Origin of the sequence: Paenibacillus amylolyticus (assembly GCF_001570725.1) — a bacterium.
Lineage (GTDB): Bacteria > Bacillota > Bacilli > Paenibacillales > Paenibacillaceae > Paenibacillus > Paenibacillus amylolyticus_A.
In genome coordinates, this window is sequence record NZ_BCNV01000001.1 from 1,548,028 (window position 1) to 1,565,494 (window position 17,467).

The 17,467-nt window shown below is 45.3% G+C and carries 14 protein-coding genes; 12 read left to right on the plus strand and 2 right to left on the minus strand.

Annotation, left to right across the window (positions count from 1 at the left end; genetic code table 11):
* Positions 1 to 110 precede the first annotated feature (110 nt).
* The 7 genes from PAHA3_RS07145 (at position 111) to PAHA3_RS30375 (ending at position 8,346) form a co-directional block, all read left to right on the plus strand.
* Positions 111 to 2,075: an ABC transporter ATP-binding protein/permease gene (locus PAHA3_RS07145; RefSeq protein WP_062834097.1), complete on the plus strand. Its 1,965-nt coding sequence runs from the start codon at positions 111 to 113 to the stop codon at positions 2,073 to 2,075.
* A 28-nt stretch (positions 2,076 to 2,103) separates the two neighbouring features.
* A complete protein-coding gene (locus PAHA3_RS07150) occupies positions 2,104 to 2,772 on the plus strand; it encodes a response regulator transcription factor (RefSeq protein WP_062834098.1) in 669 nt (222 codons plus the stop codon).
* 2 nt (positions 2,773 to 2,774) lie between these two features.
* The gene (locus PAHA3_RS07155) at positions 2,775 to 4,106 is read left to right on the plus strand and encodes a sensor histidine kinase (protein ID WP_062834099.1); all 1,332 of its coding nucleotides are present in this window, start codon (positions 2,775 to 2,777) and stop codon (positions 4,104 to 4,106) included.
* Between the two features lie 215 nt (positions 4,107 to 4,321).
* Entirely contained in the window at positions 4,322 to 6,157 is a 1,836-nt protein-coding gene (locus PAHA3_RS07160; protein ID WP_062834100.1) for a UbiD family decarboxylase, read from the plus strand.
* A 285-nt stretch (positions 6,158 to 6,442) separates the two neighbouring features.
* Complete coding sequence (locus tag PAHA3_RS07165; protein ID WP_062834101.1) at positions 6,443 to 7,534, plus strand: HD-GYP domain-containing protein; 1,092 nt, start codon at positions 6,443 to 6,445, stop codon at positions 7,532 to 7,534.
* A gap of 162 nt (positions 7,535 to 7,696) precedes the next feature.
* Positions 7,697 to 8,170, plus strand: coding sequence for an SRPBCC family protein (locus PAHA3_RS07170; RefSeq protein WP_062834102.1), 474 nt, complete (start codon positions 7,697 to 7,699; stop codon positions 8,168 to 8,170).
* Between the two features lie 14 nt (positions 8,171 to 8,184).
* Entirely contained in the window at positions 8,185 to 8,346 is a 162-nt protein-coding gene (locus tag PAHA3_RS30375; protein WP_167350827.1) for a hypothetical protein, read from the plus strand.
* A gap of 25 nt (positions 8,347 to 8,371) precedes the next feature.
* Here PAHA3_RS30375 and PAHA3_RS07175 read toward each other — a convergent pair whose 3' ends face one another.
* Positions 8,372 to 9,592 (minus strand): MFS transporter, encoded by a 1,221-nt coding sequence (locus PAHA3_RS07175; RefSeq protein WP_062834103.1) that lies wholly within the window; start codon positions 9,590 to 9,592, stop codon positions 8,372 to 8,374.
* Between the two features lie 285 nt (positions 9,593 to 9,877).
* Between PAHA3_RS07175 and PAHA3_RS07180 the strand changes: the two genes are divergently transcribed.
* Complete coding sequence (locus PAHA3_RS07180; protein ID WP_062834104.1) at positions 9,878 to 10,459, plus strand: TetR/AcrR family transcriptional regulator; 582 nt, start codon at positions 9,878 to 9,880, stop codon at positions 10,457 to 10,459.
* A gap of 81 nt (positions 10,460 to 10,540) precedes the next feature.
* Positions 10,541 to 11,509, plus strand: coding sequence for a D-2-hydroxyacid dehydrogenase family protein (locus PAHA3_RS07185; protein ID WP_062834105.1), 969 nt, complete (start codon positions 10,541 to 10,543; stop codon positions 11,507 to 11,509).
* 181 nt (positions 11,510 to 11,690) lie between these two features.
* Here the strand turns inward: PAHA3_RS07185 and PAHA3_RS07190 are convergent, their stop codons facing one another.
* Positions 11,691 to 12,728, minus strand: a complete 1,038-nt coding sequence (locus PAHA3_RS07190; protein ID WP_062834106.1) for a LacI family DNA-binding transcriptional regulator — start codon at positions 12,726 to 12,728, stop codon at positions 11,691 to 11,693.
* 397 nt (positions 12,729 to 13,125) lie between these two features.
* Here PAHA3_RS07190 and PAHA3_RS07195 point away from each other — a divergent pair, with 397 nt between their 5' ends.
* The 3 genes from PAHA3_RS07195 to PAHA3_RS07205 all read left to right on the plus strand — a co-directional run bounded on the left by PAHA3_RS07195 (position 13,126) and on the right by PAHA3_RS07205 (position 17,168).
* Positions 13,126 to 14,175 carry a 2,3-butanediol dehydrogenase gene (locus tag PAHA3_RS07195; protein WP_062834107.1) on the plus strand — a complete coding sequence of 350 codons (1,050 nt, stop codon included), beginning with the start codon at positions 13,126 to 13,128 and terminating at the stop codon, positions 14,173 to 14,175.
* Between the two features lie 243 nt (positions 14,176 to 14,418).
* A complete protein-coding gene (locus PAHA3_RS07200; RefSeq protein ID WP_062834108.1) occupies positions 14,419 to 15,732 on the plus strand; it encodes a hypothetical protein in 1,314 nt (437 codons plus the stop codon).
* Between the two features lie 332 nt (positions 15,733 to 16,064).
* Positions 16,065 to 17,168, plus strand: coding sequence for an NADH:flavin oxidoreductase (locus PAHA3_RS07205; RefSeq protein WP_062834109.1), 1,104 nt, complete (start codon positions 16,065 to 16,067; stop codon positions 17,166 to 17,168).
* Positions 17,169 to 17,467 lie beyond the last annotated feature (299 nt).

Sequence of the window (17,467 nt, forward strand, 5' to 3'; positions counted from 1 at the left end):
CCTCTTATAGGTGCAATGGTCCAGTTCATTATCAGTTCACAATAATTTGTTACGATATGAAATATCAATTAGATAGATAGAGTGCATGATCAGGAGAGGAAGAGATCCATATGAAAATACTAGAAGTTAAAAATGTGAAGAAATCATACACCTTATATGGAAAAGAAAGAGTTCCGGTACTACATGGTTTGAACCTTAGCTTTGAGACGGGGGAGTTCGTCTCCATCCTCGGCGAATCTGGCTGTGGTAAGTCAACGCTGATGAATATCATTGGTGGCATGGACTCCGATTATGAAGGGGACGTCGTTGTTCGTGGCAAGAATTTAAGTGCCATGACGGAGAAAGAAATGGATGATTATCGGAAGAATAATATCGGCTTTGTCTTTCAAAATTTCAATCTGATCCCGCATCTGTCTGTCCTGGAAAATGTGACGATTGCGATGCAAATGACGGATACGAATGAGAAGGATCGGAATCAACGTGCCGTTGATATATTGACAGAGGTCGGGCTGAAAGATCATCTGAACAAACGTCCCAACCAGTTATCCGGCGGTCAGAAGCAACGGGTTTCCATCGCACGGGCTTTATCCAACAATCCAGACATTATTCTCGCAGATGAACCGACGGGTGCCCTGGATAGAGAAAACGGAGATCAAATCCTCGCTTTGCTCGACAGTATAGCCAAAAAGGGAATGCTGGTGATCGCCGTAACTCACTCGCAGAAAGTCGCTGACTCCGGTACACGTATTGTGAAGGTTGAAGAGGGGCGCATTAGTGATGATATTCACCTGAAAGATCCTTCTACGGCTGTTTACGAGAGTGGTCAGGATTCTTCCCGTAGCCTAAGCCTGCTTGCTTCATTCAAGATGGCACTTAAAAATATGAAACTCAACGGCAAACGTAATGTATTGGTAGCATTGGGTGGATCTATAGGTATATTAAGTGTACTCCTCATGCTCTCCTTGGGGAATGGTATAACGACGTATATGAATGACGAAATCAATTCAAGTATGGACCCTTTGCTCGTGGATATAACGAAGCCGAGTGAAGAAGCCAAAGACATGCAAGGCCCCGAGGCCTTGATGGCACCAGGTGAACAATTTACCGAAGCTGATGTAGAGACAATTCGCAATTTTCCTAATGTGGATCGTGTAGAGACGATCACGACCATTACAGGCAAATCGACTATGGTGAATGAAAAACAAAGTGTGGGACTTACGCAGTTAACGACGTTAACGGATGCTTTTGATCCAGCACTGATGACAACGGGGGTCCTTCCTGTAGAAAATCAGATGCTGTTACCCCTTGAGACGGCGAAACAATTAAGTGGAAATGACCAAGCTGAATCCATGATCGGCAAGTCCGTGTTTCTATATATCAATGAGATGGATAGCAATAATAAACCAGTAACCTTGGAGAAAGAAGTAACGATCTCGGGAATCTATGAAGTAGCAGATCCACGATCTCCAATGCAACAATCCCCGGGATACATCTCATCAGAGACGTTGGAGCCAATGTATACGGACAAAGGAATAACGATTGGACCAATTCAAGTTAACGCCTATGCAACCGATATGAAATATGTAAATGATATCAATGAAGCTGCTGTTGACGCTGGCTTCGCAGGCTCCCAGATGGCCAAGGTCATGGAGAATATCACGACATATGTAAGTATGGCTTCCATTGTACTTGCTGGTATTGCAGGCATTTCGTTGATCGTATCCGGTATTATGATATTGGTAGTACTCTATATTAGTGTCGTGGAACGGACGAAGGAGATCGGAATTCTTCGTGCGATTGGAGCGAGAAAGAAAGATATCAAGCGAATATTCTTCTCCGAATCTGCCTTATTAGGCCTATTTAGTGGTATTATTGCGGTAATCTTTGCAGTGATCATTAGTTATGTGTTAAATATTCTATTGGACAATGCGTTTGGAGCAAAACTCATTAATCTCTCAGGATATTATGTCTTGTTCGGTATCGTGGTAAGTACAGCGATTAGTATCGTGGCCGGTCTGATGCCATCATCAAAAGCCGCGAAACTGGACCCGATGGAATCCTTGCGATACGAATAAAACCAATTGCGGAAAGGATAATGGCTACATGAACACGATTTTGGTGGTGGACGACGATTCCCACATCCGCAAATTAATCCGAATCTATCTTGAAAAGAATCAATTCTCCGTGCTGGAAGCACCAGACGGTCAAGAGGCATTAGATATCCTATCTCATACGAAAATTGATCTGGCAATTGTGGATGTGATGATGCCACGAATAGACGGTATTGAACTTACCGAAGATATCCGATCTTATCTGGATATTCCGATCCTCATGGTAACTGCCAAGGGAGAATCCAAGGACAAAGTCAGAGGATTTAATGCAGGGTCAGACGATTATCTGGTTAAACCTTTTGATCCGGTAGAGTTAATCCTGCGTGTAAAATCGTTATTGAAACGATATAACAAAAGTCCATCGAACATGATTCAGATCAGTAGTGTAACGATTGATTTGGGCAATCTGATGGTCGTTGCGGATGGTCATACCATCGAATTGAAAAAGAAGGAATGTGAATTGTTATTTTCTCTGGCGAGTTCGCCAGGGAAAATATTCACACGTACACAGCTTATAGATGATATATGGGGTATCGATTATGAAGGCGATGAACGTACGGTCGACGTGCATATCAAGCGGTTAAGGGAACGGCTTGAACCTGTACCTGAGCTAGTAATCTCAACGATAAGAGGACTTGGATATCGTCTGGAGCGGGCATGAACATGTTGAGAAAAAGCCTGCGACTTCGAATCGTAGCTACGTTTATTGGAATTGTTCTGGTGAGTCTGATTCTCTCCTTTATCCTAAATGCTGGGGCACCAGAAAAGACGCCAGATCGATTAATGGTTACCTTTGCTGAAGACATCGCCACAATGATTAACCTGATTGATGATCCGGAAAAAGTGAAATCCAGCTTGGGTATCTTTGCCCGGTACGGCTTGAATATTACTCCTGTGAATCAACAAAGTGAAGAGTTGTCTTCCTTGCCAGAGGATAAAGTTCATTCATTATTTGAGGCGGGTGCAACCGATGCAATGTTTATGTCCAGTAAAGAAGGAATCGCGACCATCGGTGTTCCCGGAACGAGCGAGGGGATCGGCACATTTCTGATCCAAAGCGATTTCTCCTCTCTTTTTCATACACTGCGAAACACGCTCTTAACCTCACTGTTAACGGTACTGGTCATTGGTAGCTTATTAATTCTGTTGATGTCCGGGTACATTGTGAAACCGATTAAGAGATTAACGGTTGCAGCGAAGGAGATGTCATCGGGAGACCTGTCGGTCCGCCTGAAACATAATAATAAGGATGAGTTTGGGGAACTGATGGAGAGCTTTAATCATATGGCCAGTGAATTGCAAAAAATTGATTCGGTTCGTGATGACTTTGTCAGCAACGTCTCTCATGAAATGCAGTCTCCGCTCACATCGATCAGAGGGTTTACCAGAGCCCTGCAAGATGGTGTTATTCCATTAGAAGAGCAGAAAGAGCATTTGGATATTATCTATGAGGAAACGCTGCGCTTATCGAGGCTCAGTGATAATCTGCTTCGGCTAGCCTCACTAGATTCCGAGCATCATCCGGTTCATTTCACCACATTCCAGTTGGATGAACAATTAAGAAGGACGATCTTACTGGCGGAGCCGCAGTGGGCGCAGAAGGACATCCAGATCGAATTGGACTTGCTGCCCTGCGAGATCACAGTGGACAAAGATTTGTTTGATCAGGTCTGGCAAAATTTAATAAACAATGCGATCAAGTACACCGGTACTAGTGGTACCATCCATGTGGAGATTGAGACGTCTTCTTCATTCGTGAAGGTACTGATTAGAGATTCAGGACAAGGAATACCTGAGGAAGCTCTGCCGTATATCTTTGATCGATTCTACATGGTGGACAAAGCGCGGAGCAGCTCGCTTCGAGGTAATGGCTTAGGGTTGTCCATTGTCATTAAAATTGTGAAATTGCATCAATGTACAATTGATGTAGAGAGCGAAGTAGGAAAAGGTACGCAGTTTATTGTCACGATCCCCAGATCGACCATTTTATCTTAAGGCAAGTCAGAAAATAGAGAGCAGCAATATGGAAACAATCGGTCCCTGTGCGTTCAGGATTCAGATTGCTACCATATTGCTTTTTGACATTTGTATTTGCGACAAAGTTTCACATATAGTTTTGTTTAGCAGTGGATCATTTGATAAAATAGAAGAGACGTTATGTGAATCTATGAACTTAATTAATTTAATCATACACAGAATGGAGCCATCCAATGAAATATCGCAATATGGAAGATTGTATTAACGATCTGGAGCAGCACGGTCATTTGATTCGGGTCAAAGAAGAGGTTGATCCTCATCTGGAGATGGCAGCGATCCACATGAAGGTGCACGAGGCTAAAGGCCCGGCGTTATTATTCGAAAATGTAAAAGGCTCAAAGTTCCAGGCCGTATCGAATCTGTTCGGCACAGTGGAGCGAAGCAAGTTCATGTTCCGCGGTACGCTGGAAGGCGTACAACGGGTCATGGCTGTTCGTGACGATCCCATGAAGGCGCTTAAGACGCCATTTCAGCATGTCCGCACAGGTCTTGCTGCATGGCAGGCGCTGCCGAAACAGAAGTCTATAAGCCTGCCGGTGTCCGCGCAAGAGATTCAAATCTCGGACCTGCCGCTCATCAAGCACTGGCCCATGGACGGTGGGGCATTCGTGACATTGCCGCAGGTATATTCCGAAGATCCGGATAAGCCAGGAATCATGAATTCCAATCTGGGGATGTATCGGGTTCAGCTGAGTGGCAACGATTTTGAAATGAACAAGGAAATAGGATTACACTATCAGATTCATCGCGGTATTGGTATACATCAAGCCAAGGCTGTCAAAAAGGGAGAACCGCTGAAAGTCAGTATTTTCATCGGGGGTCCACCAGCGCATACACTCTCAGCGGTGATGCCTCTGCCTGAAGGACTAAGTGAGATGACATTTGCCGGCCTGCTCGCTGGACGTCGCTTCCGGTACAGTTACAAGGACGGGTATTGCATTAGTAATGATGCTGATTTTGTTATCACAGGTGATATCTATCCAGGCGAGACGAAGCCTGAAGGTCCGTTCGGAGATCATCTGGGTTACTACAGTCTGACGCATGAATTCCCCCTAATGCGTGTGCATAAAGTCTATGCCAAACCTAATGCCATCTGGCCGTTTACGGTTGTGGGTCGACCACCGCAAGAGGATACGGCTTTTGGTGATTTAATTCATGAGATCACAGGAGACGCGATTAAACAGGAGATTCCGGGTGTCAAAGAAGTACATGCGGTAGATGCAGCCGGGGTTCATCCATTGCTGTTCGCCATTGGTAGTGAACGTTACACGCCTTATCAGGCGGTGAAGCAGCCGACAGAGCTGCTCACGATTGCCAATCGTATTTTGGGAACAGGGCAGCTCAGTTTGGCGAAGTATCTGTTTATTACTGCTGAGGATCAACAGCCTTTGGACACCCACAAGGAAACTGAATTCCTGACCTATATCTTGGAACGCATGGATATGCAGCGGGATATTCATTTCCATACCCATACGACCATTGATACATTGGATTATTCGGGTACAGGGCTGAACAGCGGTAGTAAAGTTGTTTTTGCAGCCTATGGAGACAAGATTCGCGATCTGTGCACGGAAGTGCCGGAGTCATTGAAAAACATTCGAGGTTATGAGAATGCGCAACTCATTATGCCGGGCATCGTTTCGATCCAGACATCGGCTTTTACCAGTTATGAGGATACGGCACAGGAGATGCAAGCATTCACGTCTCTATTGAAGGAACAAGGCGGTCTGGACTCGTGTCCGATGATCATTCTTTGTGATGACAGTTCGTTCCTGAGTGCTAACCTCAGCAACTTCTTATGGGCAACCTTTACTAGAAGCAACCCTTCACATGACATGTATGGGGTTAATAGCGGATATGACCACAAGCATTGGGGTTGTGATCAGGTTATTATTGATGCGCGTACCAAACCTCATCAGGCACCGGCGCTGATTCCCGATGCTTCGGTCGAGAAGAGCATTGAACGTTTCTTTGTTCAAGGGGCAAGTCTGGGTTCGATCAAAATCTAATTTGTGATGTTTTAAGAAGTTCAAACATAAGAGTTTGAACTTCTTTTGCTTACGCTGATACAGCGATTTTTCACAGAAAAGTGAATAAATGTTCAAAACCGGGACTAAATCAGATGCAGGAGTGAGGATAAAGTCTTATACGTTCGTATTTACCTTTGCGATTAAGGTCGTTTGAACTATGTATGAAATGAAGAATTATAACGATATAAAGAAGTATAGGTATTTTTGTGGACCCAATCCATTGGGTGCTGTTACTATAATGAATTGTTCAGGGGGAATACCGATTTGAGAATCCATATTATGAACCTGCAAGACGGAGACCGTCTGACTGCGGATACATTCAGCGATGCAGGATTACACGTTCTCGGGAAGGGAACTGTGATCAAAAGTGAGGATATCTCCTTGCTTATGCAGCACCGTGTAGATTATGTAGATATTGAATCACGTGAAGAGGAAATTACTGAGGCCGAATTTTTTGCTGCAGCGGCAAAGCATGCTTCCGGGTCAAGCGTAAGCACGAAGGAAGAGCCGCCTGAAGAAGAGATGAAGTCCCAATTTATTCAGACTGTACATAATTATCAAAATGCTTTTCTCGAAGCTCTGACTGTTGGCAAGTTCAACGCCACCATGGTGGATGATGCACTGCAACCGATGGTTGAGGGACTGGATGAGCAGAAAGATGTCGTTCATCTCCTGATGATGCTGGAGCGGGATGACGTCAATAACTATACACATTCAATCCAGGTAGGTTTGTTGTCCTTCTACCTTGCGAACTGGCTCGGATATTCTCAGAAGGAAAGTTATCAGATCAGTCGTGGTGGCTATCTGCATGACATCGGAAAGTGCAAAGTATCACACCGGATTCGGAACAAAACTGAACCATTGACAGCAGACGAGCAGCTTGAAATGCAACGTCACACCATATATGGTCATGAAATTATCAAAAATTCCATGACGGATGAAGCGACAGCGCTGGTTGCTCTACAGCATCACGAGCGGGAAGATGGCTCTGGTTATCCGATGCAACTTGAGAAAAGTGAAATTCATCCATATACCCAAATTGTATCTGTAGCCGATATCTATATTGGCATGAGATCCGGGAGCCACGGCGGCAGCAATCCGAACCTGATCAACAACCTTAGAGATATCTATGGAATGGGATTTGGTAAACTGAATGAAAAGCCGGTTCAGGCTTTGATGCAACATTTGCTTCCTAATTTCATCGGCAAACAAGTTTTGCTGAGTAACGGAGAAAAAGGTGTTATTGTCATGAACAATACGTCTGATATTTTCAAACCGCTCATCAAAGTGGAGTCTGAAGAATATCGTGATCTCTCCAAAGAGCGTACGCTTGCTATTGATGAATTGCTTATTTAATATCGCTAGTTATTGCTATTTCATTATTATATGAAAGACGGGTCTCCTGTACTAAGACAGGGGACCCGTTTTTTGTTATATCATCCTTGATGTGTTGTTCGACAAGAAAAGCAAGCGTATACTTTGCAAAGACCTTATTTTTCCTGCCAAGGAGCGATCGCCATGATTGAAGTGACAACCGAGATTACCATACATGCCTCGATTGAACGGTGCTTTGACTATGCCCGGGATATTGATGTACATACACAGACCGTCTGGAAACATACGAGAGAGCGTGCAGTTGCAGGAGTAACAACAGGAAGAATTGAAGCAGGGGATACCGTTACATTTCAGGCTACTCATTTTGGTGTCAGACAGAAGCTGAAGTCCCGTATCGTGCAGTTTGAACGACCTTTCCTTTTTGTAGATCAGATGGAGAAAGGGGCTTTCAAGAGCATGCGACATGAACATCATTTCAGCGTAATTGGAGATCAGATGACTTGCATGAGAGATACACTTCGATTCGAAGCTCCATTTGGATTGCTGGGATGGGCAACCGAACGACTTGTGCTGAAGAGATACATGCAGGCATTTCTGGAGAGTCGCAATTGTAAGCTCAAAGCGATGCTTGAACAACTGCCGGAAATGAATGGATAAAGGAGAGAAGACGTTTGATGGATAATGAATATTATGTAGGTTGGGGCACACTTGCCTTGATTAATGCCGGACTGGCTCAGGGAAAAAACAGAAGTGGTCGGAACTGGTTTCTGATTTCCCTGTTAGTTGGTCCGTTAGCAACTCTTTTTATTGTTGTGTGGAATAAACTGGACTAGGGCTCATCTGAAGACTCGCCCTAATTCAACGATTAGCATTTCGATTGATATAACGATCGATCATCCAGAACAGAAGGGCTGCTGCACTAACGCCCGCGCCTAACCAGCAAACCGCTGTCCAGCCCGCCCATGCATACACTTGGGTAGAAACGATGGAGCCAGCCGCACTGCCTATGGAATAAAAAATCATATAAGCGGCCGTCAGGCGGCTCTGCGCTTCGGGACGAACTTCGTAGATCAGGCTCTGGTTGGTAACATGTACAGCCTGCACGGCGAGATCAAGCAAGATAACGCCCAGGATCAGGAACCACAGGGAGTGATGCACATAACCGATGGGCAGCCAGGACAATAGTAGAATGACAAGTGAGATGCCGGTAGTTTTTTGCCCAAGTCCCCGATCGGCGAGCTTACCTGCACGAGCAGCAACCAACGCTCCCGCCGCTCCTGCGAGACCGAATGCGCCTATGACTGTATGAGACAGGGACAGTGGAGGGCTACTTAGTGGCAGAACCATGGAAGTCCACAAGATGCTGAAGGCTGTAAAAATCAGCATGGCCAATATACCGCGTACTCGTAATACAGGCATTTCACGGTACAGTAGCAAGACAGATCGGAGTAATTGGAAGTAGCTTTGTTTTACTTGAGGGGACTGCTGCCTTGGGAGAACAAGACATAAGGCGACAATCCCTAGTAATGTAATGCTGGCGGAGAAGAGATATACCGATCTCCACCCGAGCCAATCGTTCAGCGTACCTGCAACCGTTCGTGCAAGTAAAATGCCAATGACGATTCCACTGGTTACCTGTCCGACAATGCGACCACGTTCGGAAGGGGCTGCCAAGTGGGCAGCAAAGGCAACGAGCGTTTGCGTAATGACCGCGAGCAGACCGACGACAGCCATGCCCGTGAATAAGAGGGAGCTGGACTGTGAGGTTCCTACCAGAACCAGTGCAAGCACAGATAAGAGCATCTGAATGATAATCAGCTTGCGACGGTTTAAGAGGTCACCAAGTGGAACGAGAAGGAACAGTCCCAGTGCATAACATATTTGAGTCACTGTGATGACAATACCTATGGACGATGGAGAGAGGTTGAATTCTTGAGCAATGGAGTCCAGCAAAGGCTGAGCATAATAGATACTGGCGACAGCAAGTCCGCTGCACACGGCAAAGAGAATAGCGACTAACCGTGAAATGGCGGGACGATCCTGGTTGGATAATTGTGCATCTAGGGAAGAAGTTTGCATGAATGGAAATCACCTTTCTATTGTGTACCGATTGGTATGTTATGATTCCGCATAACCATACTTTAATTATGGGAATTCTGTCAACAGTGATTTAGGTGAGAGTTGAGCTAAAGAATATTTACACAGGGACTGCGATGACGGAATAACCATCCAATCGCTGTTATTGCCAGATTTTTTGATTCCATTGTAACTAAAAAATCCTTTCCGTTATTAGGTTTTGACTTTGTAGTAAAAGTGAGATTACAATATAATAAATACTGATCGATACATAAAGAGGTGGATTGTATGGTTAGACAACGGGAATTTGATACGGATAAAGCACTTGATGCAGCGATGCATACGTTTTGGGACAAGGGGTTCGAAGCGGCATCTTTGAGTGATTTGACGACTGCGATGGGCATTCAACGCCCTAGTCTGTATGCAGCTTTTGGAGATAAAAAGGAATTATTTGAAACAGCGCTTCGCAGGTATACCACTCAGCATGCGGCTCAAGTCAGAACCAGACTTCAGCAGGGCACCTCTGTGCGAGAAGCCTTTCGTGGATTGTTTGAACATATTGGAGCGGAGGGAAGTGTGACCGATCCGAGTCACGGCTGTTTTTGCATTAATACGATGGTTGAACTGGCTCCGCATGATCCCAAATTTGCTGTCCTTACACGGGAGCACCAGATGTACCTGGGTGTTCTTTTCAAGGAAACGATAGAAAGAGGGCAACAGAGCGGGGAGTTGTCTGCGGATATGGATGCGATTGCGGTCGCACAGTCTCTGGTCGTATCGATGATTGGACTGACTGTATTGATGAAATCAGGACCAGACCGCTCTTTTGTAGAGCAAAGCATCCATGTTACATTGTCTTTACTGAATTAGTAGGGGATGATCTTTGTTTAAATTGATTCGGAATTGCTACAATATAGTTAAGAATTGAGCAGGTACAGGAGGAGATCTGGAATGAATACGAAGTTGCGCTGTGCCGTTTTGGATGATTATCAGAACGTTGCGCTGACGTCGGCGGACTGGAGTCCGTTGATGGATCGGGTGGAGATTCAGACATTCAACAACTATATGGGTTCGGAAGAAAAAGTCATCCAGGAATTGCAGGATTTCGATATGGTGGTCCTGATGCGGGAACGCACACCGTTTCCGGAAAATGTCATTTCGCAGCTCCCGCGGTTAAAACTTCTGATTACAAGTGGTATGCGCAATGCATCCATAGACCTCAAGGCTGCGGAGCAGAACGGGATCATTGTGTGTGGAACCGAGGGCAGCTCCAACCCGCCGACCGAACTTACGTGGGCGCTTATTCTGGGACTGTCCAGACAATTAGTTACGGAAAATAATGCACTTCGCTCCAATCGAAACTGGCAGAGCACGGTCGGGTTGGATCTGTATGGGAGAACACTTGGATTGCTCGGTTTGGGCAAAATAGGTACTCGTATGGCTGAGATCGCACAAGCATTCGGGATGAAGGTGACGGCCTGGAGCGAGAATCTGACACGAGAGAAAGCCGAAAAACATGGTGTCATCTGGGCCGAGACCAAGGAGCAACTGCTTGCACAGAGCGACATCGTATCCATTCATCTCGTATTAAGTGATCGTACGCGCAACCTGATCGGACAAGCTGAATTTCAACACATGAAACCTCATGCCCTATTGATCAATACGTCACGAGCGGGCATTGTCGATCAGGAAGCTATGGTGGAGGCATTGCAGAGTGGTTGGATTGCAGGTGCAGGTCTAGATGTATATGAGCAGGAACCATTGCCTGTTAACCATATCATGCGAACATTGCCCAACGTCCTGGCCACACCGCATCTGGGTTATGTAACTCGTGGCAATTATGAGATCTATTATCATCATACCGTAGAAAATATAGAGATGTTCCTGAAGGGAACACCGATCAGGCAACTGCTTTCTTAGAAGGAATGTATGCTGAATAACCATTTACCTAAAGTTGCATAGACCCAAAGACAAACAAGGTGTTGCCAGGAAATAACCATCCCTGAGCAACACCTTTTTAGTGTAACTGTGTAGAAAAAGAAATGAAGAGATAGCCACAGCCGGAGCTGTTGGGTATTCTGCTCTATTTCAGTCGCCAAGTTTAGTGGTGCGGTCCTTGCGAAGAAGAACGGATCATGGCAACGCTCGATTCGCGAACGATCAGGCGCGGTTCAAATTGAATGTGCTCGTAGTCGGTCGTGTTCATCTCCCGAATTCGTTTTAACAACAGCTCGGTAGCAAGTCTGGCGACTTCTTCTCCCATAATGGATACAGAACTAATCTGTGGAGACGAGACGGTAGTCCATTGATTGTTATCCACGCCCACTACAGCTACATCTTCGGGCACACGCACCCCCAACTCCTTGAAGCGATTAACCAATCCGATGGCAACCATATCATTAATGGCATAGACCGCATCGGGCATATGCGTAAGTCCGTAGAAATAATCGGCAGCATTGGCCCCTGTATTCAATGAAAAGTCCTCACCAAAGTAGACGAGAGAAATATCCACATGGCCTACGGCCTGTTCATAAGCACGGAAGCGTTCTTCAATAATGTCTTTGGGTGCTCCGGCATAAGCAATTCGGGTCCGACCGATTTTGAACAGATGTTCCATCACCAATTTGCCTTCAGGTTGAGACAGAGAGACGATATCCGCCTTCATGCCCGGTTCCAGTTTCTTTCCGTAATTAATCATGGAGATGGGGAGGGGGGCTTTATCAATCAGTCCGGGCAAAGTTTTGGGATACGCGAGGGGCATGAAGATCAGCCCGTCTACATGCAGTTTTTTTACATTACGAATGGTTTCCAGTTCTGTGCGTGCGTTGCCTGCCGTATTGATCTGCACGACATGGTATCCATGCTGCTTCGCGGTTTGCTCCACGGACCAGGAAATTTCCGGAATGATGGCGTTACGTATGTCGGGTACGACGAGCGCGATTTGGTGCGTCTGCCGGATTTTTAGACTCTGTGCAGAGGTGTTCGGTACAAATCCAAGTTCTTCAATAGCCTGCATCACCTTATCTCTTGTTTTACTGCTGATGCCTTCTGAATTGTTGATGGCTCGGGATACAGTAGCGATGCCCACGCCAGCACGTTCTGCGACGTCCTTGATCGTAAGTTTCTGTTCTTTACTCAATGTATGGTTACCTCTCTTTATCGGAAACGATTCCGAATTATCAGGATATGTACGCATTTCACGATGTTTATATAACTTGATTATAACATTTGAGCGATGAAGTATCCCATGAAAGGACCAGATTTATGCTGAGGCTTTGATTAAATTTCAATCGCTTTGTGATGAAATCAGTCATACCAGATACCATATATATGTTAAGAACATGGATCACATCGTTTGTGATACAGCAAAGACAACTAAAATTAAAGTATAAGCATTCAAAATTGAACTTGATATGATCACGAGATAGACATATTCGTGGAGAAATTTGTTTGACAGCGTATCTAAAATGTGACATATTTAATTTACGGAAACGTTTCCGATTATATCATAACTTATGATCTGGGAGATGAATTGAATGAAAGCATTACGTTGGCACGGAGTCAAAGATTTACGTCTCGAAAATATTAATGAACCTCATCCTGAAGAAGGTAAGGTCAAAATAAAAGTGGAATGGTGCGGCATCTGCGGTAGTGATTTGCACGAGTACACAGCAGGGCCGATCTTTATTCCAGCTCAAGCTCCACATCCGCTAACAGGGGAACAAGCGCCTGTAGTTATGGGCCATGAATTCTCAGGACAGGTCGTTGAAGTAGGCGAAGGCGTTACCCGTTTCAATGCGGGCGATCGTGTTGTGGTAGAACCAATCTATGCATGTGGATACTGCGAAGCTTGTAAACAGGGCAGATACAATCTGTGCGACCAGATGGGTTTCCTTGGACTCGCTGGAGGAGGAGGAGGTTTCTCCGAGTATGTAACTGCTGCAGAATCCATGGTACATGCTATACCAGATTCAATCTCGTATGAGCAAGGTGCATTGGTTGAACCTTCAGCTGTAGCACTTCACGCCGTGCGCCAAAGCAAACTGAAAGTGGGCGATACGGCAGCAGTGTTTGGCGCAGGCCCAATCGGACTACTGGTCATTGAAGCACTCAAGGCTTCGGGAGCATCTGATATTTATGTGGTCGAGTTATCGGACGAACGGAAAGCAAAAGCCGAAGAACTGGGAGCCATTGTAATTGATCCAGCACAGTTCAATGTCGTGGAAGAGATCCATCAACGTACACAAGGCGGCGTTAACGTAGCCTATGAAGTAACGGGTGTTCCACGTGTACTGCAACAAGCCATCGATTCGACACGTATTGGCGGTGAATTGATGATCGTCAGCATTTTCGAACAGGAAGCACCGATTCATCCGAACTCGATTGTCATGAAAGAACGTACGGTCAATGGTATTATCGGTTATCGCGATGTATTCCCGGCAGTCATCAGTCTGATGGATAAAGGTTTCTTCCCGGCAGACAAGCTGGTGACCAAACGAATTTCGTTGGATGAAGTTGTTGAACATGGATTTGAAGCGCTTCTGAAAGAGAAAAACCAGGTTAAGATTCTGGTGAAAGCAGAATAATAGAGCGGCAAACGAAAAAAGAAGTAAGAAGCCGAGTTGAAATTACTAAAAATTCAGTAGACTGCGGCAATAAAATGATTACAAATAGACAACGTATCTTTCGATGCGATTGTCTATTTTTTTTGTATAGATCGGGCGGAATTTGTTGCATGTACGGATGGTTTTACATAGTATAAAAAGATACAATTTGTATCATCTTGGTGTGAAGGGATTTATCATGAAAATATGAAGGAGGAAGCGGACATGCAGAGACATGCGAAATGGACAGCCGTCATTTTGACTATCGTTGCAGGAGTGAGCTGGATGCTTATGGGTAACTCCAAGCCAAGAAACAATACGTCAACGAGTCAACCACCTGCGACTGAACGTGGGCTTGCCAAGGTGTCAAACGCACCGATCATTTCAGCGGATGTAACTTCGAAGATTGAACTGCTGGGGAGACCTTTTAGCAAAACACCCTATGCCAATAACGTCTGGGACATGCAACTGTATAACGGCAAAATATATTTGGGTCACGGAAATAGCAGCAATCTGGGCGTAGCGCCGAATTCAGGTCCTATTCCAGTCATTTATTATGATACAGCTAACGCGAAATTCAAGACTCAATCGGTGACCAACAGCAACCCGGGCATTCTACCATCGACGAAGATGTATGTGGATGAGGAACAGATTGATATCTACAGAGTACTGAACGACAAGTTATATATTCCTGGCAATGATTCCGATAGTGAGCAGTGGGAACTGGGCAACTTCTATCGTCTGGATGGGGATGTATGGACCAAATATCGCAATCTGCCGCTTGGTGTACACGTATACGATCTGGCATCCTATCAGGGCAAGATGTTTGCCGCGCTGGGTACGGACTCCAAACCAACCATATTAATCTCTCATAATGAAGGTGAAACTTGGCAGAAATATGCGACCATCAATACGTTTGGCTTCCGGGCGTATACGATGTTCCATCTTAATGGCAAATTATATGCCTCTGGCATGATGTATCCTGCCAATAAAATATGGAATGATAAAACCAATATCCTAGAGATTAATGAACAGCTTCAGAAACGGGACGTTGTCATCTATGGCAACAAAATGCTGCCTGGGTTAACCTATCAAACGGGCACGATTCCTTATAATAAAATAGGCAAAAATGTTAACTTTAATAATAAGTTGCTCTATATAGCCGGTGGCGTGTTCAATGATGGACAGCTGCTGCCCAAATCGTTGAATGTCATGACCGACATTAATCAGGCAAGACGAGTTAATCTTCCAGATGCCAAGGCGCTTCCTACGGATGTGCTGTTGCGGGATGGCAAGGTATATGTGCTTACGTACACCCGGCAAAGTGCCAATCTCTATATCAACAGGGTCTATCAATCGACTGATCTCACAACGTGGAATGAGATTTTGCGCTTTAATCAGGACACGTACGCCAAGTCATTCGAAGAGAAAGACGGAGATTTCTATTTTGGTCTAGGTACGGATCCGGATGTATTATCGACTTCGTCAGGCAAATTACTTCGTGTAAATCGCCGTGATATTCCCGTGAATGCTAATTAAATTGGAAGGAAGATTATGGATTATATACTATGCTACATCCACATTATTGGTGACCGGGAAAATACCTGAAGATGTAGTAGAATACGGGGCGGACTGCTGCGGCAGTTTGTTCTGAGGGAGGCTGCCACATGGTAGCTTTCTTTTTTTGTCCATTAGATTAGTATGAATGCCTAACTTCGAAAATTTGAAAATAAAATTAAGAAACTATAAAATGGATAGAGAAATAACCTTAAACCAGTCAACTGGATTAACCTGTTACGATATACAGAAGCAAGTCGCATTTCCCGTGAATGCGGAGTTCCATACTTCCAATTGTAAAGGAGAAATATACGATGAACGTACCTTCAGCATTATTCAAACCCTTCACCTCGGACAAGCTAACCTTGTCTAACCGAATTGTGATGGCACCCATGACACGTGGATTTTCACCAGAGGGCGTACCTGGACCAGAAGTTGTTGAGTACTACCGTCGTAGAGCAGCAGGCGGAGTGGGGCTTATCATTACGGAAGGCACAGGCATTAATCATCCGTCTTCCGTCAGTGGGGCGAGTATTCCATTGTTCCATGGTGAAGATTCACTGCAAGGATGGGCTAACGTAGTGAAAGCAGTACATGAAGCAGGCGGCAAAATCATGCCACAATTGTGGCATGTGGGTACAGCGCGTCGTTCCGGCGACTTGCCTAATGCTGAAGCTGAACCGGTAAGTCCGTCAGGCGTTAGCATGGCAGGAGAACCATCACGTGAACCCTTGACGGAAGAGGAGATTCAAGGTCTTGTTCAAGCATTTGCCCAAGCCGCAGCGGATGCACAGCGAATTGGGTTTGACGGCATTGAGCTGCACGGAGCCCACGGATATCTGATTGACCAATTCTTCTGGGAGCAGACGAACCGACGGACTGACAAGTATGGCGGTGATTTGGTACAGCGAACCCAATTTGCAGTTGAAGTGATTGAAGCTTGTCGTGCGGCAGTTGGTCCTGATTTCCCAATTGTGCTTCGGTTCTCCCAATGGAAGATGGGGAATTATGATGCACGCCTGGTGGAAACGCCGGAACAATTGGAGCAATTCCTGGCACCACTCAGTGCTGCAGGCGTGGATATATTCCATTGTTCTACACGCCGATTCTGGTTGCCTGAATTTGAAGGTTCCGAGCTGAATCTCGCGGGTTGGACTCAAAAAATAACAGGCAAACCAGCTATTTCAGTTGGATCGGTAGGGCTGGAAGCTGAATTTGTGGACAGAGCAACCGAGAACCAGGGAACAGGGGATGCCCATCTGGATCTTCTGAATGAGAAGCTGGAGAATAACGAATTTGGTCTGATCGCTTTGGGCCGCGTTTTGCTGAGTGATCCCGAATGGCCTGCCAAAGTTCGTGAGGGTCGCACATCTGAAATCATTCCTTTTACAACGGAAGTGTTGCAAACACTCCATTAATAGAAGCCTAAGAACGTTTGGTGAAAGGTGAACTAACGCTGAACGGCAACGATTTACAACGAAAAGTAAAACAAAAACGAACAAATAGGCCGCCTTTGGGCGGCTTTTTGAGCTACCTATACTAATAATTTCAACATATGAAAAATTCACAATAGAAAAGCACTTTTCTACACCGTTGCTCCTATTGATTGTCCGCATACACCGCACACGCACCTAGTCACAACACCATTGGGTTCCACATTTCAGGTTCTATAGCAACCATTTTTTTCGCTGCATATATGTCAGCACAACGAATCAAT